This is a genomic window from Halomicrobium sp. HArcht1-1, assembly GCF_058933285.1.
The window spans coordinates 1,349,018-1,368,079 of record NZ_JBZYDL010000001.1 but is presented as its reverse complement, the minus strand read 5'-3'; the positions used below and the strand labels follow the sequence as shown (position 1 = coordinate 1,368,079).

Sequence of the window (19,062 nt, the reverse complement as noted above, 5' to 3'; positions counted from 1 at the left end):
TCTCACACTCGGTTAGCGGGACTGCTGGGCAGTAGCGTCCAGTTCGGTCGACACCTGTGCGTCGATCTCGTCGACGATTTCGAGGGCACGCAGCCCGTCCGTGCCGGAGACGACCGGCTCGCTGTCGGTCACGACCGCCTCGACGAACGCGTCCAGTTCCGTCACCAGCGGCTCGCCGTTGGCGACGGTCGGCTGCTCGATGACGCTCTCGTGGCGGTATCGAACGTCGCCGTCGTTCTCGACGTAGGCCGGCACGGAGTGGCGGTGGATTCGCACGTCCTGGTCGGCGTAGTCGACGGTGATCCGCGCGTCGCGGGTCGTCACCGCCAGCTGCCGGACCTTCTGCTGGGTCACCCGGCTGGCACTGAACTGGGCGACCGTGTCGTCCTCGAAAGAGAGCTGTGCGGTGACGTGTTGCCCGTTGCAGGTGCCGACCGCGTCGACGGTCCTGACGCCGCTGTCGAGCAAGGAGAGAGTCACGTCGAGGTCGTGGACCATCAGGTCCATCGTGACCGTGTCGGTCGTGTCCCGGTCGACCGGCGGACCGAGCCGCCGGGCCTCGACCGCGAGCACCTCGTGGTCGGCCAGGACCTCCGTCAGGGTTCGGATGGCGGGGTTGAACCGCTCGACGTGGCCGACCTGGAGGACGAGGTTCTCGGCGGCGGCGCGTTCGACCAGCGCCTCGCCGTCGGCGAGGTCCTTCACGAACGGCTTCTCGACCAGGACGTGGACGCCAGCGTCCAGCGCCCGCTCGACGAGGTCGTCGTGGTACCGGGTCGGGACGGCGATGGTGACGGCGTCGACGGCGTCGAGCAGTTCGTCGGTCGACATGACGTTCGTGTCGTAGTCGTCGGCCACCTCGCGGGCCGTCGCCGCGTCGGCGTCGGCGATACCGACCAGCGAGACGGCGCGGTTCTGCGCGTAGACGCGGGCGTGGTGGCGACCCATGTTGCCTACGCCGACGACGCCGGTCCTGAGACACCCGTTCTCACTCATCTGCGACCACCGTGTTGATCGCAGTCGCGATGGTTTCGACCGTCTCGGTCGCCAGCGAGGGGTGGACGGGCACGGAGAGGACCTCCCGTGTCAGTCGCTCTGCGACGGGGAGCGACGACTCCACGTCGTCGTAAGCGGGCTGTTCGTGGATCGGCGTCGGGTAGTAGACGCCGGTGTCGATCCCGACTCGTTCGAGGTCGGACGCCAGCGCGTCCCGGTCGGTCGATCTGACGGTGTACTGGTGGTACGAGTGGCGCTTGTACGCCGCCTCCGTCGGCGTCGTGATCGAGGGCGCGTCGATCCCGGTGGAGAGTCGCCGAGCGTTCGCACGTCGGGACTCGACGAAGTCGGGCAGTCGCTCCAGCTGTGCCCGTCCGATGGCGGCCGCGATGTCGGTCATCCGGAAGTTGTGGCCGACCGAGCGGTGGACGGAGCCGTCCTCGGGATCGCGTCCGTGGTTGATGAACGAGCGGAGCCGACGAGCGACCGCGTCGTCGTCGGTGACGACCATCCCGCCCTCGCCGGTCGTCATGTTCTTGGTCGGATAGAAGGAGAAACAGCCCGCGTCACCCAGCGATCCGACCGGCTCGCCGCGGTAGGTGGCTCCGTGGGCCTGGGCGGCGTCCTCGACGAGCGTCGCGTCGCAGGCGTCGGCCAGGGCTCTGAACCGGTCCATCTCGGCGGGGAGCCCGTAGAGGTGGACCGGCATGATGGCGTCGACGTCGCCGTCGAGGGTGTCGACGCGCTCGCGGGCGGCCTCGGGATCGAGGTTGTACGAGTCGGGGTCCACGTCGGCGAAGACCGGCTCTGCGCCGACCAGTCGGATCGCGTTGGCCGTCGCGACGAAGGAGAGCGGCGTGGTGAGCACGCGATCGCCCTCGCCGATGTCGAGCGCCGCGAGCGCCGCGTGGAGCGCGGTCGTTCCGTTGCTGGTGGCGACGGCGTGGTCGGTCCCACAGTAGTCCGCGAAGGCCGCTTCGAAGGCCGCGACCTCGCTGCCGGCCGCGAGGTGCCCGCTTTCGAGGACCGACCGGACGCGGCGCTGTTCGCGGTCCTCGACGACCGGGTCGGCCAGCGAGACCCCGTCGAGGTTGATCTGAGAACTCATTCGATCCGGTTCCCTCCCTGGAGCGAGGCGGGCAGTTCCTCGTGTCGGCCGGGCGCACCGACGACGAGCGTCTCGGGCGGAACGTCGGCCGTGACGACGGCTCCGGCGGCGACGAACGATCCCGCACCGATCGTCACGCCGGGCAGGAGAGTCGCGTTGGCTCCGACCGAGACGTGCTCCTCGATCGTGACGCCGTCGAGTTCGCTCGCCGAGCGGATCGGGTAGTTGTCGTTCGTGACCGTCGCGTGCGGGCCCAGGAAGACCTCGTCGCCGATCGTCGTCTCCGGTGGGACGTACACGCCGGTCTGGAGGCTGACGTGCGAGCCGATCGTCACGTCGCCGTCGACGACCGTGTTGGTCCCGACGAGCACGTCGTCGCCCGCGACCGTGCCGTCCCGGACGAGTGCGTTGTGCCCGGTCGAGAAATCGTCGCCGATCGTCACGTCGGCGTATATCACGGTCCCCGACCGAATCGTTGCGTTCTCGCCGAGTCGTGCGGTCGTCTCCGCGTCCTCGTCGCGACCCACGACGGCCTCCGGTGCTACGTAACTCCCGTCACCGATTCTCGCATTTGTCATAGTATCCACACTGAGGGCCAGTGTTCGTCAGATCACTCCGCGACAGACGCCTTTGTTATAGAGATGATAGGATCGGACCGCTCTGGTTAGCCGCGTGATGAATCCGTAAGGGATCTCCTGTCTCGGCGGAACGACCGTCGTCGGCCTCGAAACGAGCGACGAGGCGTCGCTCGTGGCATCGGCGATCACTGTCGGGGGGCGGTCGTGGCCCCGTCGTCTCCCGAGCCCGTCCCGATAGTAACAATTGAAACAGTTCACACACCGATCGCACTGCTGTCGTGCGATCGGGTGTACATTGACTTTCGATGGCTACTATAGTTCGGTCGGACGCCGTACGCTCGACCGGAAAAACGGCGACAGCGATCCGTATCATACTGCCGGCTGTATCTTCGTGAAGAGCTTCGCCACCCCGGGGTGGCGAAATCGGTCACAGATGTACAGCCGGTCGTATCAGTCGTCGTGACTTCGCTGCTGGACGAGCGCGAAGCGGAGATACGGTAGTACGGCCGGCGTCTCGTCGGTCTCGGAGATTCGCTGGCGGCGATCGTCGAACTCGATCAGTCCCACGTCTTCGAGTTTGGGCAGCGAGACGTGGAGCAGTCGCGAATCGATCTGACCACGATACTCCCGCTCCGAGAGGCCCTCGGGCGGATCGGTTTCGTCGATGATGTATTCGACCAGTTCGTGTGCGTAGACCGGCCCCTCGTCCCGCAGGAGATACGTCAAGGCGTACCGGTTTGCGGGACGTGCGAGGACGTCGAAGAGGTCGTCGACGGAGACCGTCGTCTCGGTCACCGACGACGAGGACAGCTCGTCGTCGAGTTCCACAGCAGCTAACTGGTCGTCGTGATGCTCGGCACCCATGCTATACAGTATCTCCCGTGCGCTTTTGTGGGTTCTTTCGGTGTAGTGGCCAGTTCGCGTCGAACGACACCGGTGACACTCGTCGGTAGACCACTGCTACCGGGCGTCGGGTAGGATGGGCGTTCCGTCCAGCACCCATGCGACGATCGCCCCACCCACCAGGAGGAGTTCGAGGACGACGTACACTCGTCCCGCGGGCGTGGCCAGCAGGGCGACGAACTGAGCGAGGAGGTCCCAGACGTGGCCGGTGATCGAGACCGGCGCGGACGCGACGGTCTCCGTGAGGGGCCACAGCAGGAAGGCCAGCCGGGGCGGCCCGCCCAGTGCCATCGGATAGACGACGTCGCCGGGCAGGTGAGCGAGGTAGCCGATCGCGAACGCCCAGCCGACCCGTCCGTGGCCGGCCGCGCGCGCGACGGCGACGACGGCGGCCGACAGCGGGACGGCGACCAGCAGCGAGTGGGCCAGCGAGATCCCCGAGGGCAGCAGCGTCGTCCCCCAGCCCAGCGGTTTGTCGACCAGGTCCGGAAACTGCGTCCCGACCGCGACGGCGACGGTCTGTGGGCCCGTGGGCCGATCGCCGTCGAGGAGACGAGACAGCACCGAGAGGGCGACGTAGCCACAGGCGAGGTGTTCCCAGGGCCACATCAGGTGGCGTCGGTCGTTCGTCGCGTCGCTCGTACTCCGGCCTCGATACGCCCCGCACGGTCGATAACGATCTCTGAACGGGTTCGAACACGTCTGGAAGTCACGACCGATGGTCGGAAACCGAGTGGTATTGTTATGGACGCCATATGCGAAGGCGGTCGTTGGGCGACCGACCACTGCATACGGACCGCCTGCTGACTGTCGGTAGAGGAGAGCACGCGAGAAAGACCCGCTTACTGAGCGTGAACGGGATTAACGACCGACTGTCTTTATGTCCGACTCGACTCGCTTATAGCGACAGTGATACTCCACAGTACTACCGGACGCTGTCGCGTGCCGTCACCCAGTGGCGCGACGGACCGATCGGGGGCGAGACGGTCATGACCGACCCCGACTGGGACGACGTGAGTTTCGTCATCAGCTCGCGCTACAGGGTCGCCGCGATGCGTCGCCTCGACGAGGGACCGTCGACACCGTCGAACATCGCCGACGACGCCAGCGTGGGCCTGGCCCACGTCTCGCGGGCGCTCCAGGAGCTCCGAGAGAACGAACTGGTCGATCTGCTCGTCTCCGACGAGCGCAAGAAGGGTCGCGTCTACGGCCTCACGGAGGAAGGCGACCGGGTCTGGCAGACGATCGAAGCCGAGAACATGGTGTAGCGCCCGTCGGCGCTCGCCGACGAGCCACGGGCAGCAGCGCTACCGTGTGGGCTGGCTCGGGCTATCCGCGACCCCGAAGGTCGCGACGGTCTCTCATACTGCCGGCTGTAACTTCGTGAGGATCTTCGCCACCCCGGAGTGGCGAAATCGTTCACAGATTTACAGCCGGTAGTATCAGGAGAGCCGACAGTGTCAGAACCGTCTCGAAGGCGCTGGTCGCCCCCGACGGCCCGAGAACGCTGGGACTTCCGTGCGGTAACTCGTCGCTTCCGTCGGCGGGGAACTCGCTACGGACTCAATTACTATAGGATCGTACGACCCAGACACTGGCGATGGTTCAGCACATCTCGGAGCGCGAAATGGAACGGATCACAGAGTTCGCAGAGACGCCGGTCTACGAACGGACACCGGAACAGCTGCTACCAGACTCGGGCACCGACGACTGACCACCTTCATTCTCATACCCGATTTCACACGACTGACAGCGACCGCCAGCCGCAGCGTCGAGCCGGCGACGCTGTCGGCCGTCGGTCGGTGAGCGCCGGGACACCGGACTGGAAACTGCGACACGACGAGACGGCCGGCGGTACGACGCGCAACGGACGGTCCCAGACGGCGGGTCAGAGGCGGTGCTGCCACGCGAGGAGAAACTGCGCACCCGCGAGGAGAACGAACGCCAGAACGAGAATCTGGCCGAGGAGCGCTCCCGAGACGAACGGGAGCACGCCGAACGACGTGGCCAGAAACGCCAGTCCACCGACGACCGCCACGACCAGGTAATACCGGTGCCACCGTCTGGACTGTTCGGGGTTGTGCAGATACGGCTCGATCGCGCTGGCCTGGGACGTGAGCCACACCTCGCCGGTGTCGGAGTCGTGTTCGACGATCCCGACGTCGACGAGCTTCGGCACGTGAGTCTGGTAGAGGGAGACGTACACGCGCTTGCGGTCCTGGGAGGAGAGCTCCTCGACGGTCGTGTCGTTCTCTCGGGCGGCCACGATCTCCGCCAGCGTCGTCAGCTCGATCGGGGTCTCCTCCTCCCGTAAGATCGCGATCGTTTCCCGCCGCCGCGCGCTGCTAAGCACGTCGAACACCGTGTCTTGTGAGAGTTCATCGTTGTTGCTGAACATCGAACGTTTTCGGATTGTCCCGCAGCGTCCGGCATATACAATCGATACAGCACATATGACCCTCGCCCATAGTTTAGTAACAGTGAGGTTACTCGGTGAACTCGCCGGCTGGACAGTCGCTACGGTCGGATTACCGATCGGCGACGCGGTGGGATCGCAGTTCCAGACAGCCGACACGACGGGCGCGGAGCCGCCACCCGGCGACGAATCGCGCCGGAAATGATTCCGGATGCGTCACGTTCGAGCGAGCCACGCCGCCACGACGACGGGACCGATCACGCGAGCCATAACGCGGTCGTACGTCCGGGCAATGGTGTTCGTAACAATGTCGCTCACGTCGGACGGGCAAACCAGATGGTGACGACAGATCACGGACCGGCCACGCCGGACGGAGGAATCGACGGATGAGCACGACACTGAGTCGGCTGTACGGCAGTGACCGTCCGGCCGACGAGCAGCGACGGGCCTTCAGAGACGGCGCTGTTCCGGTCGCAGTCTACGGTCTCGGCAAGATGGGACTCCCCCTCGCGGCGGTGTTCGCCGACCGGTCGGGGAACGTGACCGGTGTCGACATCGACAGCGCCGTCGTGAACGCGATCAACGACGGCCGGTCCCCGGTCGAGGACGAACCGGGACTGGACACCGCCGTCGAGACGGCCGTCGAAACGGAGTCGCTGCGTGCCACCACCGACGGGGTCGACGCCGCCGAGTCGGCGGCGCTGCACGTCGTCATCGTCCCGACGCTGCTCGACGACACGGACACTCCAGATCTGTCCGCGGTCGAGTCGGTCGTCGACGACGTGGCTGCCGGACTGGCACCGGGCGACGCGGTGTTCCTCGAATCGACGCTCCCCCCGCGCACGTGCGTCGACGTGCTACTGCCACGACTCGTCGAGAAGAGCGGGCTGGCCCCCGACGAGTTCGCGCTCGCGTTCTGTCCGGAGCGGACCGCCAGCGGGCGCGCGCTCGAAGACATCACCGGCAGCTACCCGAAGATCGTCGGTGGCGTCGACGAAGAGAGCACGCGCGTCGCGAAACTGGTGTACGGCGAGCTCACGAGCAACGAGGTCATCCCCGTGAGCGATCCGACGACTGCCGAGTGCGTCAAGCTGTTCGAAGGGCTCTACCGGGACGTCAACATCGCGCTGGCCAACGAGCTGGGACGGCTGGCCGACGAGCTCGCGATCGACGTGCGCGAAGCGATCGAGGCGGCCAACACCCAGCCGTACTGTGAGATCCACGATCCCGGTGCCGGCGTCGGCGGGCACTGTATCCCCTACTACCCCCACTTCGTCATCGACACCGTCGAGACGTCGACACCGCTGCTGGAGACGGCTCGCCAGGTCAACGAGCGGATGGAGGAGTTCACCGTCCACAAGACCGTCGAACAGCTCGTCGACGCCGGCACGGAGATCGGAGACGCGAGCGTCGCCGTCCTCGGTGTCACCTACCGGCCGGGGATCGACGAGACGCGGGCGTCGCCGGCCTGGACGATCACCGCCGCGCTGTCGGCGGCCGGTGCCGACGTGTACACCGTCGATCCGGTGTGCAGCGACCTCGCGGCCTTCCCCGGGCGGCCGGCGACGCTGTCGGACCTCCCGGCGATCGACCCGGACGCGCTCGTGCTGGTGACGGCCCACGACGCGTTCGACGACGTGCCCTGGGACCGACTCACCGATCCGGTCGTGGTCGACGGTCGAGACGCACTGACGGACCCGGCGACGGCCGGCGAGGTGTACACGATCGGGAGCGGGCCCGCGACCTCCGACTGATACTGTCGGCCGTCCCCGGTACCCTTCGCGACCACGGGACGTACGGACGGCGAGGCGGTGGCGGCCAACAGCGCGATTCGAAGAGCGCCATTTATTATTTTCCGAAAATAACAATATACTTTCAAAGACCTGTATTTCGGCCGTAAAATCGGATTACGCGTACGATTAGTCGGAGTAACCGCCGGCTGCCGGCTATAATAGTCTGCTTGACAAATATTATAGCTGGGGTAACATTCAGGATGGAAGTTAAGTATAGGAAACAATTAAAAGCCTCCCGCTGGTGTGAGTATATGTCCACTGGACCGAGGCCAGGATCCGTGGTGGGTGCTGGCGTCGCGTCACCGGTACGGGGTCACCGAGGAAACAGACACAGACACAAGCCGGTAATGGACGATCAACTGAGGTCACGAACATGAATCAGCGAACACTGGGAGACTACTATGAGTGCAACGCGCGATGAGTCAACACAGACGGAGGGTGGATCGGTCGGCGACACGAACGAAATGACGGAGTCAGCCCAGCAGGAAGGGGACGAGGTGACGGCGGACGAGCCGGCAGCGTTACCGGTCGATCGGGTGTTCGAGCTACTGAAAAACCAGCGTCGCCGCGAGGTGTTGCGGTACCTCGAAGCGGCCGACGACGAGACGGTCTCGCTGAGCGACCTCGCCGAGCACATCGCCGCCATCGAGAACGACACGACCGTCCAGGCGATCTCGTCGAGCGAGCGCAAGCGCGTCTACGTCGGCCTCTACCAGTGCCATCTGCCAAAGATGGACGACATGAACGTCGTGGCGTTCGATCAGAACCGGGGGACGATCAGTCTCGGACCGAACGCCGACCAGCTCGAAGAGTTCCTCGACATCGGCGACGACGAGGACCGTCCCTGGCCCCGGTACTACGCGGGGCTCGCTGCCGGCGGCACGGCCCTGTACGGCCTCGCACTGATCGTCCCGGCCGTCAGCGTCGGCGTCGTCGTCCCGGTCGTACTCGTCGCGTTCGCCTGCTGTGCGATCGCCAACGAGTACGCCGACCGACAGACCGACGAGCAGAGCACAGTCTAGGACAGCCGGTCGGCGGGACCGGGCTCGGTTTTCTGCGCGAGCGGTTGCGACTGTCGGCTGTCCGTCTTGGACGACTCTCGCGACCCGGGCGTCGCGGCACTCCTGAAGCAGTGACAGTCGACAGTACGAACGCCGAACGCACGGTGCTCGGGTACGGTGACGGTCCGCGAGAAGGCGTGCTACCGAACCAGGGCCAGATCGACGTAGGTCGCTTCGTCGGCCGTGATCCAGGCGGCGTGCTCGTCTGTCGCCCGGAAGATCGTACACTGGTTCGGCCGCGCGTCGTATCGTTCGACGATCGCCCTGTACTCCGTCCCCGCAGTCGTCCGCTCGGTCACTGACGGCATGGTTCGTTCACGCTGTCCGTGAGGAGGGGTTTGGTTATTGTGGGCCTTCGCGGAGTAAGCCGGTGACTGTCCTCGCTACTCGATCCCCAGCAACGTCCGCAGGAGGACGAGCAGATTGTTCGACTCGCCGCGGCTCCAGAAGGCCAGTGACTCCTCTGACTGGAACGTCACCACGGCGTCCTCGCCGTCGGCGAGCAGCACCGTCGAGAGGGGCAACACGGCCGGGTTCCACGGTCGGTCGTCGTCCACGACGGTGACCGGGCTCTCGTCGAATCGGTCGTCGACACCGATCGCACGGACCTCGACGCCGCGCTTTGCAGCTGTGACGAGGGCGTCCGCGAGTGGCTCGGCCCGCCGGTCGTCGGTCGTCGCCAGCAACACCGACTCCTGGGCGTCGGCAACGACCGCACTCGTTCGCTCCGTGATCGCCGCCGGATCGCTCGACAGCCAGAGGTCGTCCCGCGACAGCGACGACTCCGTCGAGCCGACGGCCTCCAGTGCCGCCGTCACGTCGTCGATCCGGTCGGTGTACTCGGTCCCCAGCACGAACAGCGCGTGCTCGATCGAGACCGCGTGAAATCGGCGCGGGGTCGCCGACTCGATCTCGACGAGCCCCCACTCGGACAGTTCGTCGGCGGCGTCGTACACCCGCGTGCGCGGGACATCCACAGTGGCGCTGATCGACTTCGCCGTGCCGCTCCCGAGTTCGACGAGCGCGACGAACGTGCGTGCGGCGTACGCACTCAGCCCGAGGCCTTCGAGCTTGTCGATCGCCCGCCGCCTGGCGTCGTCAGTGTTCGCTGTCATGCCTCGTCGTCCCATCACGGTACCCACCGGTACGGACAGTATCGGCCGACACGCCCCGGCCGTCAGTTGAAGAGAACCGCATCTGATACGCACAGATGGTAGCCGTCGGCCCCGTAAGTACTCTTCGTGATTTGGCGAGTGACACACACGAGCGAGCCCGTATCGGGAATCTCGGACAGATCAGGACCGGGGCTCGGTGATCGTCATGCGGCCGTGGCTGAACACCGTCACCTCGTACCCTTCGTACTCGAAGGAGATGTGGGCGTCTCCCCGATCGTCGTCGGGACATCTATCGAAGATCGTGTCCAGCGCGTCCGGATCGATCACCGTCCCCAGCGGTCGCAGTGCTGTCGGTTCCTCACCCGACACTTCCGACATCGCGTAGACGACCACTTCGCTGGTCGACCGATCGTCGTCGGCGTCGACCTCGACGACGTGGCGATCGAACTCTTCGTCGTACTCGACGACGAGGTCGCCGTTCATCTGTTTTGTCTCACCGTCCTCGAACCGTCGACGGTGGCGGTAGCTGCTCCGGCAGGCGGGACGCGGCGGAGGGCGCGGTGTCGCAACGAGACGTTGTCGCACGATGCCCGGCTGCTCGAACTGGACGGCGATGTCGCGTCCGGACGACACAGACGTGCAGGCGAAGAGACGAGAGCGAACTGCATACGTGACAGGAGGTTGGATTGTACAGACGTAACTCTTGTGGACCCTCGCGTGACAGCCGATGTCTCCCGACGGCCGAGCGATCACTCCTCCAGCAGCGAGAGCACGGCTTCGACGGTCTCGTCGCCGACGTAGTCGACCCGCGACTCGTCGGGATCGTACCGACAGACGCCGGCCGTTTCGAGGCGAGGGAGGTGACAGTGATGGAGGCGGTGACAGAGTCGCTCCGTGGACTCGACCGAGACTTCCTCGCTGTCGGCGACGGCGTCCGCGAGGGCGTCGAGCGATCGAGACGGCTCCGAACGGAGTTCCCGGAGTGCTGCACGCCGCGTCTCCGAGGCGAGCAGTCGGAGCACGTGGTCTGGCTTGTCGTCCGAGGCGTCGGTCGGCAGCGATTCGTGTTCGGTCATCGGTGAGAGGTGCCGACCGGACACGGAAGGTTATGTATTATCTTACTGTCACGATTTCGCACGGACGAGCGTTTCACCGGTCTTACCACCGGTAGTCGAATCTGTCACTTCGCCGCCCGAGAAGTACGAATCGACTAACAATACCCCTGGGCCGATACGTGGTATCTGGGGAGCGAATCCCCCACACAGTGGCTGTCTCCGTCCCCCCGACTCGTCGCCACTTGCCCACCCCCCACCCCACCCCACTCCCCTTTCCCCGCTTCCATTTTCCGCGCTCGTCGACGGCGAGTTACGACGGACCGACGACAGCAGTCCTTGGCTCTCCATCGCGCGCCCGCGCTCGCATGGAGTGGAGCGGCGATCGGAGGCGACGACGCCGAAGAACTGGCGAGGTCCCCGCGAACGCTGTAGTGGGCGGCTGCTGGGGACTGGGTGCTTAGGTCGGCCATAACAAAACACTCACCCGGTCACCACCGAGTGATGCGTCGGAGACACGCCTCGGCCGCGACAGCCACAGACACGCCACAGAACGCTACCGTCCCGCCCGACCAGAACGGGGTGGGGACGCCACCAGCAGAACAGACCGAGCAGCTTCGGGTCCTGATCACGATTCAGCATCCCGCCCACGTCCACTTCTATCGCCCCGTCATCGAGGAGTTGACCGCCGACGGGCACGAGGTGCGCGTCTGTACGCGCGAGAAAGACGTTGCCACCGAGTTGCTGACCGCCTTCGACATCGAGCACAGCGTGCTCGCCGGTTCGGGCCAGTCGACGCTGGAGCGGATCGGCGTGCAGGCGCTGTACGAGCTGCGCTTGCTGGCGGCGGCGCGCCGTTTCCAGCCCGACGTGGTCACCGCGATCGGCGGCGTCGCGGCGGCCCACGTCGCGACTGCTCTCGGAGCCAAGAGCGTCGTCCTGACCGACAGCGAGCCGGCGGCGCTGACCAATCGCCTCGCCTTCCCCTTCGCCGACGTGGTCTGTACGCCAGCGTGGTACGACGGGGAGATCGACGCGCGCCACGTGCGCTACGAGGGGCTCCACGAACTGGCCTACCTCCACCCCGAGCGGTTCGAGCCCGACCGGGAGGTAGTCAGGGCGGCCGGGGTGGACCCGTCGGCCGACTACTCGCTGGTCCGGTTCGTCTCCTGGGGCGCACAGCACGACGTGGGCGAGGGGGGCCTCTCGCGGGCCGGCAAGGAGGCGATCGTCGAGACACTCGCGGAGGCCGGCGAGGTGTACATCACGTCCGAAGAGCCACTCGACGCGCCGTTCGACCAGTACCGACTCCCGGTCGCGCCGGCCGACCTCCACCACCTGCTGGCGTTCGCCCGGCTGTACGTCGGCGACTCCCAGACGATGGCGACGGAGGCCGCGTTGCTCGGGACGCCGGCCGTGCGCTGTAACTCCTTTGCGGGCGACGACGACATGGCGAACTTTCGGCGACTCGCAGACTACGGGCTCGTGTTCTCGACCGACGACGAGTCGGAGGCCCACGACCGAATCGAGACGCTGCTCGCGGACGACGACGGCGACTGGGACCGCCGCCGGGGCGAGTTCGTCGCAGAGACCATCGACGTGGCCTCGTTCGTCCGGGACGTGCTCGTGGCGGTGGGAACATGAAGGTCCTCACCGTCGTCGGGGCGCGTCCGCAGTTCGTCAAGTCCTTCCCCGTCTCGCGTGCGCTCGCACCCGACCACGAGGAGGTGCTCGTCCACACCGGCCAGCACTACGACGAAGAGCTGTCGGGGGTGTTCTTCGACGACCTGGATCTGGACGAACCCGACTACAACCTCGGGGTGGGCTCGCACACCCACGCGGTCCAGACCGCACGGATCATGGAACGACTGGACCCCATCGTCGCCAGGGAAGCGCCCGACGTGGTCCTCCTGTACGGCGACACGAACTCGACGGTCGCCGGAGCGCTCGTCGGGGCCAACCGCGACGTGACGGTCGCCCACGTCGAGGCTGGACTGCGAAGCGGGACGCGATCGATGCCCGAAGAGACCAACCGGATCGTCACGGATCACGTCGCCGACGTGCTCTGTACGCCCTGCCGGGCGGCGACCGAGACGCTCGAACGGGAGGGGCTGGGTGATCGGGTCCACGAGACCGGCGACGTGATGTACGACGCGCTCCGCTGGGCCGAGCGGATCGCGCGCGACGAGTCGACCGTCCTCGATCGGCTCGGACTCGACGAGTCGTTCGTCCTCGCGACGGTACACCGGCCCCGCAACACGGACGATCCCGACCGCCTCACCGCGATCGTGGAGGCGCTGGTGACCCACCCCGCGCCGGTCGTCTTTCCGGTCCACCCGCGTACGGCGGCCGCGCTCCGAGATCAGGAGTTGTTCGAGGCGATCCAGTCCGAACTGCACTGTATCGACCCGGTCGGCTACCTCGATTTCGTCCGCCTGCTCGACGCCGCCGACCGCGTGGTCACCGACTCCGGGGGCGTCCAGAAAGAGGCGTTCTTCCTCGAAACGCCCTGCGTGACGTTGCGCGAGGAGACCGAGTGGGACGAGACGGTCTCGGAGGGCTGGAACAGGCTCGTCGGCGCACGGACGACGGCGATCCGCGACGCGCTGGCGACGCCGGTCGACGCCACCGACAGGGGCCACCCCTACGGCGACGGTGACGCGGCCGAGCGGGTCGTCGAGGTGATCGCCGATGGGTGACGTGCTCATGCTGGTGACCAACGAAGACGCGTCGTTCTACAGACAACAGGTCGACGCCCTCGAAGAGTTGGGGCTGAACTGTGATACGGTGGCAGTCCCCAACAGCGATGACGGAACCCGGCGGTTGCGCCACTACGCGCGCTTCTACGGGGCGACGCTGCGCAAGTCGCTGTCGGAGTACGACGTCGTCCACGCCAACTACGGGCTGACAGCGCCGGCCGCCCTCGCCCAGCGGCGTCGCCCGGTCGTCCTCTCGCTGTGGGGGTCTGACCTGCTGGGGGCCTACGGACGGCTGTCGACGTGGTGTGCAAACCGGTGTGACGAAGTGATCGTCATGTCCGACGCGATGGCGACCGAACTCGACCGAGACGCCCACGTCATCCCCCACGGCGTCGACATGGAGCGGTTCAGCCCCACCGCACAGGCGAGCGCCCGCGACGAACTCGGGTGGGATCAGAACGCCCGGATCGTCCTGTTTCCCTACGACCCCGAGCGCCCGATCAAGGACTTCCCACGGGCCCGCGCGGTCGTCGACGACGCGGCGTCGCGCCTCGATGCACACGTCGCGCTCAGGACGGTGAGCGGCGTCGACCACGGAGAGATACCACGATACATGAACGCAACAGACGTGATGCTCCTGACCTCTCGACGCGAGGGGTCACCGAACACGGTGAAAGAAGCACTGGCGTGTAACTGCCCCGTCGTCTCGACCGACGTGGGAGACGTGTCCAACTACGTCGAGGCTCTCGACTACTCGGGGGTCTGTGCCGACGACGACGAACTCGTCGAGCGACTCGTCGCGACGCTCCGGGCCGCACCGGTCTCAGAGGGCCGCGAGCAGGTCACAGCTCTGGGGTTGTCGGAGATGGCCCGCAACATCGCGTCGGTGTATCGACGAGCCGGCGCACAGGGGGTGACCGTCGATGGCTAGCGCGACGCCTCGCGAGCGACTCCCGGCGGAGCCGGATCTCCTCGTGGGGATCGCCGGCCTCGCGGTCGCGGTCGTCCTCTTCCCGCTTCGATTCCTCTCTGGACAGCTGTTCATCCAGGTCCTCCCGCCGGTGCTGGGCCTCGGAAGCCTGGTGTATCTCGTCGGACGCGTCCGTGCTGGCGAGTACGAGCGCGCGATCGAGCGTCGACGCGTCGGCGTTGACGGGCGTGTCGTCGCGGGCCTCACGGCGCTTGGAATCGGCGGACTCGCACTGTTTGGCGCGACTGCCGGCGGTCGGACGACGACGTTTCTGCTCGCCAGCGGGCTCGTCGGGACCGCGATCCTCGCACAGATCCTGTTTCTCGACGACGACGCGCTCGGCCCCGGACTCGTGCTGGGCCAGTTGCTCGCGCTGGCGCTCGTCGTCAGGTTCACCGCGTTGCTCTCGACGCCCGGACTGATCGGCGTCGACAGCTGGACGCACCTCACGGACTACGCGGCGGCCATCCAGGCGACGGACTCGCTGTCGGCGATCGCCGACGTGAAGTACCGGACCGCGCCGCTCTTTCACGTCCTGGTGGTGATCGCTGCCGACGCCATCGGTGTCGGCCTGCGGGCGGCCACGTACGTCTCGATGGGACTCGCGCTCCCGCTGTCAACGCTGCTGTTGTACGCGATCGGGACGCTGCTGTTCGACCGCCGCTGGGCGCTGCTGGCAGCGGGCCTGTTCGTGATGGCCGATCACGTGATCCGGTGGGGCGTCCACATCATCCCGACCAGCATGGGGCTGGTCTTCTTCCTCGGAGCGCTGGCCGGAGCGACGCGGCTCCTCGCTGGCGACACCAGACGCGCCACGTACGCGATCGTCGTGGCGTTCGGGATCGCGACCGCGCTGACCCACCAGATCTCGGCGTTCATCCTGCTGGTGGTGCTTGGCGTCGGTGCCGTGGTAGGGTCGCTGGGATCGGTGCTGCCCGGCGACTTCGACCGCGCGGGATCGCTGTGGCCCGTCTTCGCGCTCGTCACCGCCTTCGTGGCCGCGCTCTGGTCGATCACGCCGTACCGAGACAGCGTGTTCGCCCTGGAGTTGCTCGACACCGTCGACCGGGCGATCGCGACCTCCGTCGGCTTCCTCAACCTCGCGGGTCCGGATCCGAGCGGCGCGGGCGGTGCCAGCAGCGCTGCGGGCGTCCCGATCGACGTGGCCTTCGCGGACGCGCTCGGCTTCTTCGCGCTGTTTTTCGCGGTCGTGATCGGGACCGTCGCGGTCTTCCGCCGACGCAACGCCACTCCGGCGACGGTGACCTACGCCGCGGCCGCGGTGGTGCTGGCGACGTTTACCTTCGGGCTCCCGCTGTTTGGCTTCACGACCTTCCTGCCCGGCCGCTGGTACGCGTTCATGTACGTCCCGATGGCGCTGCTCGCGGCGCTTGGCTGCCGGTTCGCGGTGCGCCGGCTCTCGCCACGGATGGCGATGACCGGCCTGCTCGTGTTCGCGCTGGTGGTCCCCGGTGCGATGGCGATCAACCACAAGGGGACCCCGGACAGCCCGGTCTTCGACCAGGAGTACTCGACTTACGCCTACGACGAGACGGAGCTGTCGGCCGTCGAGACGGTCGGCGCGACGCGGCCCGAAGTGGCCGATCCGATCTACACCGATCACCCCTATCGGACGGTGTTCGAGCGCAGCGGCGCGACGCCGGCCAACATGCTGGCCGTCGAGGACGGCGATATCTACCACGACACCGTCGTCTACCGGCAGTACCAGTCGACCGGCGCACCGGTAGTCCTCGTCGGCAACGAGTCACAGACGCGGCGACTCGCCCCCTCGGAGGTGTGTCGCGAGGACATGCACCGCCTCTACGCGAACAGCAACGTCACCGTCTGTACCGGGATCGACGGGATAGACGGAGCATAACTATGCGCGGAGATTCGGAATCCAGCCCAATGTCAGACAGAACTGTCCAGTCGTCGCCGGTCGCGCTGCCGCGACTGGCGTCGTCGATCGACGTCGCAGCGGTCGTGTTGCTGGCCCTCGTGGGGGCGATCCTGTTCTCGCTCCCGCTCGGGCTCCCAGTCGCCGCGAGGGGCGTCCTCGCGGTCCCGCTCTTGCTGTTCGTACCGGGGTACGCCGTCGTCGCGGCTCTCTATCCGGCGGCCCGTCGAGAGAACGGGACGACCGTGGATAGCCCGACTGCGATCGAGCGCGGCGCGCTCGCGGTCGGACTGAGCCTGTTCGTCGTTCCGCTGGTCGGCGTCGCCGTCGAGGCCGTCTGGTCGCTGACGCTCGTCCCCGTCCTGGACACCGTCGCCGCGGTGACGATCGCCGCGGGCGTGATCGCGCTCGTCAGACGCGAGCGGTTGCCGGCCGGAGAGCGATTCGAAGTGACGACCCCGCTGCGCCGGGCGCTGGCGGGGACGACCGAACGGCCGAAGACGCAGGTGTTCCTGATCGTCGCCGTCCTGTTGAGCGTCGCCGCCGTCGGTGCCGGGGGCGTCGTCGCGACGGACGACAGCGGTCAGGGAGTCACGGAGTTCTATCTCACTACCGACGGGCCCGACGGCGAGCAGGTGATGGCGACCGGCGAGACGATCGGCAACGAGTCGGTCCACGAGCTGGTCGTCGAGAGCCCGGCACGTTCCGGCGCGAACTACACCGTCGTCGCCCGGACCGGCATCGCAACCGACCGCGGCCTCGTCGAGGAGCGGACCCTCGGTCGCACGTCGCTCACGCTCGGCGACGGCGGGACCGGGACGGCGACGTACGAACTCGATCTCGAACGCGGCGACCGCCCGCTCGAACTGACCTACCTCCTCTACGAGGGGGAGCCACCGGCGGAGCCGTCCCGAGAGAACGCAGTTCGCTGGCTGCGCGTCCGGATCGGGTAACGCGGCTACACTCTTTTCGGCGATCGAAGATCGCGACGACAGCCGCCGCTCTCGGACGTGTCGGCCTCGGAGAAGTGCCGCCGGGCCGCGCTACTCGAATCGCTTTTCCGGCGGTTCGAGCGAGACGTTCTGTCGCACGACTTCGGAGTCGATCGCGGTGATCGGATCGCCCGTCACGTCGAAGTTCGTGTCGGCGATGAGACAGTCACGCGACTGTTCGAACCGGATCCCGGAGCGGCGTGGCCCCGTCTGTTCGATCCGCGAGCCCCGGATGCGTGTGCCGTTTCGCCTGGTGATGTCGATCGCGTGTTCGGTCGCCGCGCGGCCGCTGATGGTGACGTTCTCGACGACCGGTCCCCGCTGGCTGTCGGCGGGACGGAGGGCGTTGATCGCCGGGACGCCGTCGGTGTCGACGGTCACCGTCGAGTCTCTGATCGTCGCCTGGCCCGCCTCCGAGTGGAGCACGATCCCGCCGGAACTCGTCGGGACCTGCCCCTCGATGCGGACCTCGCAGTCCTCGACGACCTGTCCTTCGCGGGCTCGCATCCGGATCCCGCGGGGATCGAGCCCGTTGGTGTGACGCGGCGGCACCTCGTCGACGACGACGGTCGCGCGCTTGACCGACGAGCCGGTCGAGCCGAGTCTGACGTTGGCGATGTTGTTGTTCCGGTAGCGCCCGCCCCGGACGTGGACGGGTCCGTTCGAGCCCGAGAGGCCGTCCTGGCGGCCCGGTGACGACGCGTAGATGCCGTTGTTCGGGAAGTTCTCCACCACGCAGTCCCGGACAGTCAGGGTCCCGGCGTGGTTGTGGCCGACGTAGATCCCGACGGAGTCTGAGTCGTCGGTCGAGCCACCGGAGAGATGGACGTTCTCGACGAGAGCGGTGCTGTCTGGCGTGACCGCCTCGAACCGGAACCCGGACACGTCGGTCGGGTACTGGCCCCTGACCGTGACATCGCGGACGGCGAAGTCGTCGGTCCCCAGTACGTACATCATGCCGCCGTACCCCTCGGCTCGGAAGTCGAGGTCGATCCCCTCGAAGAGGAACCGCTTGAGATCGACCAGTCGCAAGAGCGTCGTGCCCAGCTCGCTGGCGGGAGCGGTCGGAACGAGCGACACGTCGGCTCCGTCGACCGCACGGAGCCCGACGTTGCGGAGCCCGTTCAGCGAGACGTGATCGACCGCGTAGGTCCCGGCCGGGAACTCGATCAGCGTATCGTCGGCCGCGTGTTCGGCCAGCAGCTCGGTGATCGGTTCCGAGCCGTCGGCCGCACCGCCGACCTCGGTGATGTCGATCACCTCGTCGAACCGGGACTGTCTCTCGGTCGTCTGGACCGGCGTCTCCCCCGGCGTCCGGGTCCCGTCGTCGGGCGGCACCGGCGTCTCCGTCGTTGGACCACCACCCGGACAGCCGGCGAGCGAGCCGACGGCTGCCGCTGTGAGCGCGAGGAAGGCACGGCGAGAGCGGCGGGGCTGGGAATCTCGTGACACAGGCGGAGCGTGACCGGCCGGCGTCATTGT

Annotated in this window: 19 protein-coding genes; 8 read left to right on the top strand and 11 right to left on the bottom strand. The window is 67.0% G+C overall.

Annotation, left to right across the window (positions count from 1 at the left end):
* Window positions 1-12: 12 nt before the first annotated feature.
* From AC5FRZ_RS07280 to AC5FRZ_RS07260, 5 genes are all read right to left on the bottom strand, one after another.
* Window positions 13-996, bottom strand: a complete 984-nt coding sequence (locus AC5FRZ_RS07280) for a Gfo/Idh/MocA family oxidoreductase (RefSeq protein WP_493564258.1) — start codon at window positions 994-996, stop codon at window positions 13-15.
* Complete coding sequence (locus AC5FRZ_RS07275) at window positions 989-2,104, bottom strand: DegT/DnrJ/EryC1/StrS family aminotransferase (RefSeq protein ID WP_493564257.1); 1,116 nt, start codon at window positions 2,102-2,104, stop codon at window positions 989-991. Before AC5FRZ_RS07275 ends, AC5FRZ_RS07280 begins: the two co-directional genes overlap by 8 nt.
* Entirely contained in the window at window positions 2,101-2,682 is a 582-nt protein-coding gene (locus AC5FRZ_RS07270; protein WP_493564256.1) for an acyltransferase, read from the bottom strand. Before AC5FRZ_RS07270 ends, AC5FRZ_RS07275 begins: the two co-directional genes overlap by 4 nt.
* A gap of 450 nt (window positions 2,683-3,132) precedes the next feature.
* On the bottom strand, window positions 3,133-3,546 hold the full coding sequence (locus tag AC5FRZ_RS07265; protein ID WP_170094044.1) for a DUF7344 domain-containing protein: 414 nt from the start codon (window positions 3,544-3,546) through the stop codon (window positions 3,133-3,135).
* Between the two features lie 96 nt (window positions 3,547-3,642).
* The gene (locus tag AC5FRZ_RS07260; RefSeq protein ID WP_493564255.1) at window positions 3,643-4,194 is read right to left on the bottom strand and encodes a metal-dependent hydrolase; all 552 of its coding nucleotides are present in this window, start codon (window positions 4,192-4,194) and stop codon (window positions 3,643-3,645) included.
* Window positions 4,195-4,574: 380 nt separating this feature from the next.
* Between AC5FRZ_RS07260 and AC5FRZ_RS07255 the strand changes: the two genes are divergently transcribed.
* Window positions 4,575-4,853, top strand: coding sequence for a winged helix-turn-helix domain-containing protein (locus AC5FRZ_RS07255; RefSeq protein WP_026190368.1), 279 nt, complete (start codon window positions 4,575-4,577; stop codon window positions 4,851-4,853).
* A 620-nt stretch (window positions 4,854-5,473) separates the two neighbouring features.
* Here AC5FRZ_RS07255 and AC5FRZ_RS07250 read toward each other — a convergent pair.
* Window positions 5,474-5,983 carry a DUF7344 domain-containing protein gene (locus tag AC5FRZ_RS07250; protein ID WP_170094042.1) on the bottom strand — a complete coding sequence of 170 codons (510 nt, stop codon included), beginning with the start codon at window positions 5,981-5,983 and terminating at the stop codon, window positions 5,474-5,476.
* A gap of 404 nt (window positions 5,984-6,387) precedes the next feature.
* Between AC5FRZ_RS07250 and AC5FRZ_RS07245 the strand changes: the two genes are divergently transcribed.
* Together AC5FRZ_RS07245 and AC5FRZ_RS07240 are read left to right on the top strand one after the other, a co-directional pair.
* Window positions 6,388-7,755, top strand: a complete 1,368-nt coding sequence (locus AC5FRZ_RS07245) for a nucleotide sugar dehydrogenase (RefSeq protein ID WP_493564254.1) — start codon at window positions 6,388-6,390, stop codon at window positions 7,753-7,755.
* A 440-nt stretch (window positions 7,756-8,195) separates the two neighbouring features.
* Window positions 8,196-8,816, top strand: coding sequence for a DUF7344 domain-containing protein (locus AC5FRZ_RS07240; RefSeq protein ID WP_493564253.1), 621 nt, complete (start codon window positions 8,196-8,198; stop codon window positions 8,814-8,816).
* Between the two features lie 179 nt (window positions 8,817-8,995).
* On the opposite strand, the gene AC5FRZ_RS07235 is transcribed toward AC5FRZ_RS07240, so the two are convergent.
* The 4 genes from AC5FRZ_RS07235 to AC5FRZ_RS07220 all read right to left on the bottom strand — a co-directional run bounded on the left by AC5FRZ_RS07235 (window position 8,996) and on the right by AC5FRZ_RS07220 (window position 11,046).
* Window positions 8,996-9,163, bottom strand: a complete 168-nt coding sequence (locus AC5FRZ_RS07235) for a DUF7511 domain-containing protein (protein ID WP_170094039.1) — start codon at window positions 9,161-9,163, stop codon at window positions 8,996-8,998.
* A 75-nt stretch (window positions 9,164-9,238) separates the two neighbouring features.
* Window positions 9,239-9,970, bottom strand: a complete 732-nt coding sequence (locus AC5FRZ_RS07230) for a TrmB family transcriptional regulator (RefSeq protein WP_493564252.1) — start codon at window positions 9,968-9,970, stop codon at window positions 9,239-9,241.
* 180 nt (window positions 9,971-10,150) lie between these two features.
* Window positions 10,151-10,453, bottom strand: coding sequence for a HalOD1 output domain-containing protein (locus AC5FRZ_RS07225; protein ID WP_170094037.1), 303 nt, complete (start codon window positions 10,451-10,453; stop codon window positions 10,151-10,153).
* 266 nt (window positions 10,454-10,719) lie between these two features.
* Complete coding sequence (locus tag AC5FRZ_RS07220) at window positions 10,720-11,046, bottom strand: DUF7344 domain-containing protein (RefSeq protein WP_170094036.1); 327 nt, start codon at window positions 11,044-11,046, stop codon at window positions 10,720-10,722.
* A gap of 480 nt (window positions 11,047-11,526) precedes the next feature.
* Between AC5FRZ_RS07220 and AC5FRZ_RS07215 the strand changes: the two genes are divergently transcribed.
* From AC5FRZ_RS07215 to AC5FRZ_RS07195, 5 genes are read left to right on the top strand one after another with little or no spacing between them, the layout of a single operon-like run.
* Complete coding sequence (locus AC5FRZ_RS07215; protein WP_493564251.1) at window positions 11,527-12,666, top strand: DUF354 domain-containing protein; 1,140 nt, start codon at window positions 11,527-11,529, stop codon at window positions 12,664-12,666.
* Complete coding sequence (wecB, locus tag AC5FRZ_RS07210) at window positions 12,663-13,721, top strand: non-hydrolyzing UDP-N-acetylglucosamine 2-epimerase (RefSeq protein WP_372479162.1); 1,059 nt, start codon at window positions 12,663-12,665, stop codon at window positions 13,719-13,721. Before AC5FRZ_RS07215 ends, wecB begins: the two co-directional genes overlap by 4 nt.
* Window positions 13,714-14,652: a glycosyltransferase gene (locus AC5FRZ_RS07205; RefSeq protein ID WP_170094033.1), complete on the top strand. Its 939-nt coding sequence runs from the start codon at window positions 13,714-13,716 to the stop codon at window positions 14,650-14,652. Before wecB ends, AC5FRZ_RS07205 begins: the two co-directional genes overlap by 8 nt.
* Entirely contained in the window at window positions 14,645-16,570 is a 1,926-nt protein-coding gene (locus tag AC5FRZ_RS07200) for a glycosyltransferase family protein (protein ID WP_493564250.1), read from the top strand. Before AC5FRZ_RS07205 ends, AC5FRZ_RS07200 begins: the two co-directional genes overlap by 8 nt.
* Before the next feature lie 29 nt (window positions 16,571-16,599).
* Entirely contained in the window at window positions 16,600-17,541 is a 942-nt protein-coding gene (locus tag AC5FRZ_RS07195; protein ID WP_493564249.1) for a DUF1616 domain-containing protein, read from the top strand.
* A gap of 90 nt (window positions 17,542-17,631) precedes the next feature.
* Here the strand turns inward: AC5FRZ_RS07195 and AC5FRZ_RS07190 are convergent, their stop codons facing one another.
* Window positions 17,632-19,032 carry a right-handed parallel beta-helix repeat-containing protein gene (locus AC5FRZ_RS07190; protein WP_493564248.1) on the bottom strand — a complete coding sequence of 467 codons (1,401 nt, stop codon included), beginning with the start codon at window positions 19,030-19,032 and terminating at the stop codon, window positions 17,632-17,634.
* Window positions 19,033-19,062 lie beyond the last annotated feature (30 nt).

What these genes read in the sequence shown, in the direction of transcription:
- AC5FRZ_RS07280 (WP_493564258.1), bottom strand. Translation starts at nt 996, where the DNA reads ATGAGTGAGAACGGGTGTCTCAGGACCGGCGTCGTCGGCGTAGGCAAC.
- AC5FRZ_RS07275 (WP_493564257.1), bottom strand. Translation starts at nt 2,104, where the DNA reads ATGAGTTCTCAGATCAACCTCGACGGGGTCTCGCTGGCCGACCCGGTC.
- AC5FRZ_RS07270 (WP_493564256.1), bottom strand. Translation starts at nt 2,682, where the DNA reads ATGACAAATGCGAGAATCGGTGACGGGAGTTACGTAGCACCGGAGGCC.
- AC5FRZ_RS07265 (WP_170094044.1), bottom strand. Translation starts at nt 3,546, where the DNA reads ATGGGTGCCGAGCATCACGACGACCAGTTAGCTGCTGTGGAACTCGAC.
- AC5FRZ_RS07260 (WP_493564255.1), bottom strand. Translation starts at nt 4,194, where the DNA reads ATGTGGCCCTGGGAACACCTCGCCTGTGGCTACGTCGCCCTCTCGGTG.
- AC5FRZ_RS07255 (WP_026190368.1), top strand. Translation starts at nt 4,575, where the DNA reads ATGACCGACCCCGACTGGGACGACGTGAGTTTCGTCATCAGCTCGCGC.
- AC5FRZ_RS07250 (WP_170094042.1), bottom strand. Translation starts at nt 5,983, where the DNA reads ATGTTCAGCAACAACGATGAACTCTCACAAGACACGGTGTTCGACGTG.
- AC5FRZ_RS07245 (WP_493564254.1), top strand. Translation starts at nt 6,388, where the DNA reads ATGAGCACGACACTGAGTCGGCTGTACGGCAGTGACCGTCCGGCCGAC.
- AC5FRZ_RS07240 (WP_493564253.1), top strand. Translation starts at nt 8,196, where the DNA reads ATGAGTGCAACGCGCGATGAGTCAACACAGACGGAGGGTGGATCGGTC.
- AC5FRZ_RS07235 (WP_170094039.1), bottom strand. Translation starts at nt 9,163, where the DNA reads ATGCCGTCAGTGACCGAGCGGACGACTGCGGGGACGGAGTACAGGGCG.
- AC5FRZ_RS07230 (WP_493564252.1), bottom strand. Translation starts at nt 9,970, where the DNA reads ATGACAGCGAACACTGACGACGCCAGGCGGCGGGCGATCGACAAGCTC.
- AC5FRZ_RS07225 (WP_170094037.1), bottom strand. Translation starts at nt 10,453, where the DNA reads ATGAACGGCGACCTCGTCGTCGAGTACGACGAAGAGTTCGATCGCCAC.
- AC5FRZ_RS07220 (WP_170094036.1), bottom strand. Translation starts at nt 11,046, where the DNA reads ATGACCGAACACGAATCGCTGCCGACCGACGCCTCGGACGACAAGCCA.
- AC5FRZ_RS07215 (WP_493564251.1), top strand. Translation starts at nt 11,527, where the DNA reads ATGCGTCGGAGACACGCCTCGGCCGCGACAGCCACAGACACGCCACAG.
- wecB (WP_372479162.1), top strand. Translation starts at nt 12,663, where the DNA reads ATGAAGGTCCTCACCGTCGTCGGGGCGCGTCCGCAGTTCGTCAAGTCC.
- AC5FRZ_RS07205 (WP_170094033.1), top strand. Translation starts at nt 13,714, where the DNA reads ATGGGTGACGTGCTCATGCTGGTGACCAACGAAGACGCGTCGTTCTAC.
- AC5FRZ_RS07200 (WP_493564250.1), top strand. Translation starts at nt 14,645, where the DNA reads ATGGCTAGCGCGACGCCTCGCGAGCGACTCCCGGCGGAGCCGGATCTC.
- AC5FRZ_RS07195 (WP_493564249.1), top strand. Translation starts at nt 16,600, where the DNA reads ATGTCAGACAGAACTGTCCAGTCGTCGCCGGTCGCGCTGCCGCGACTG.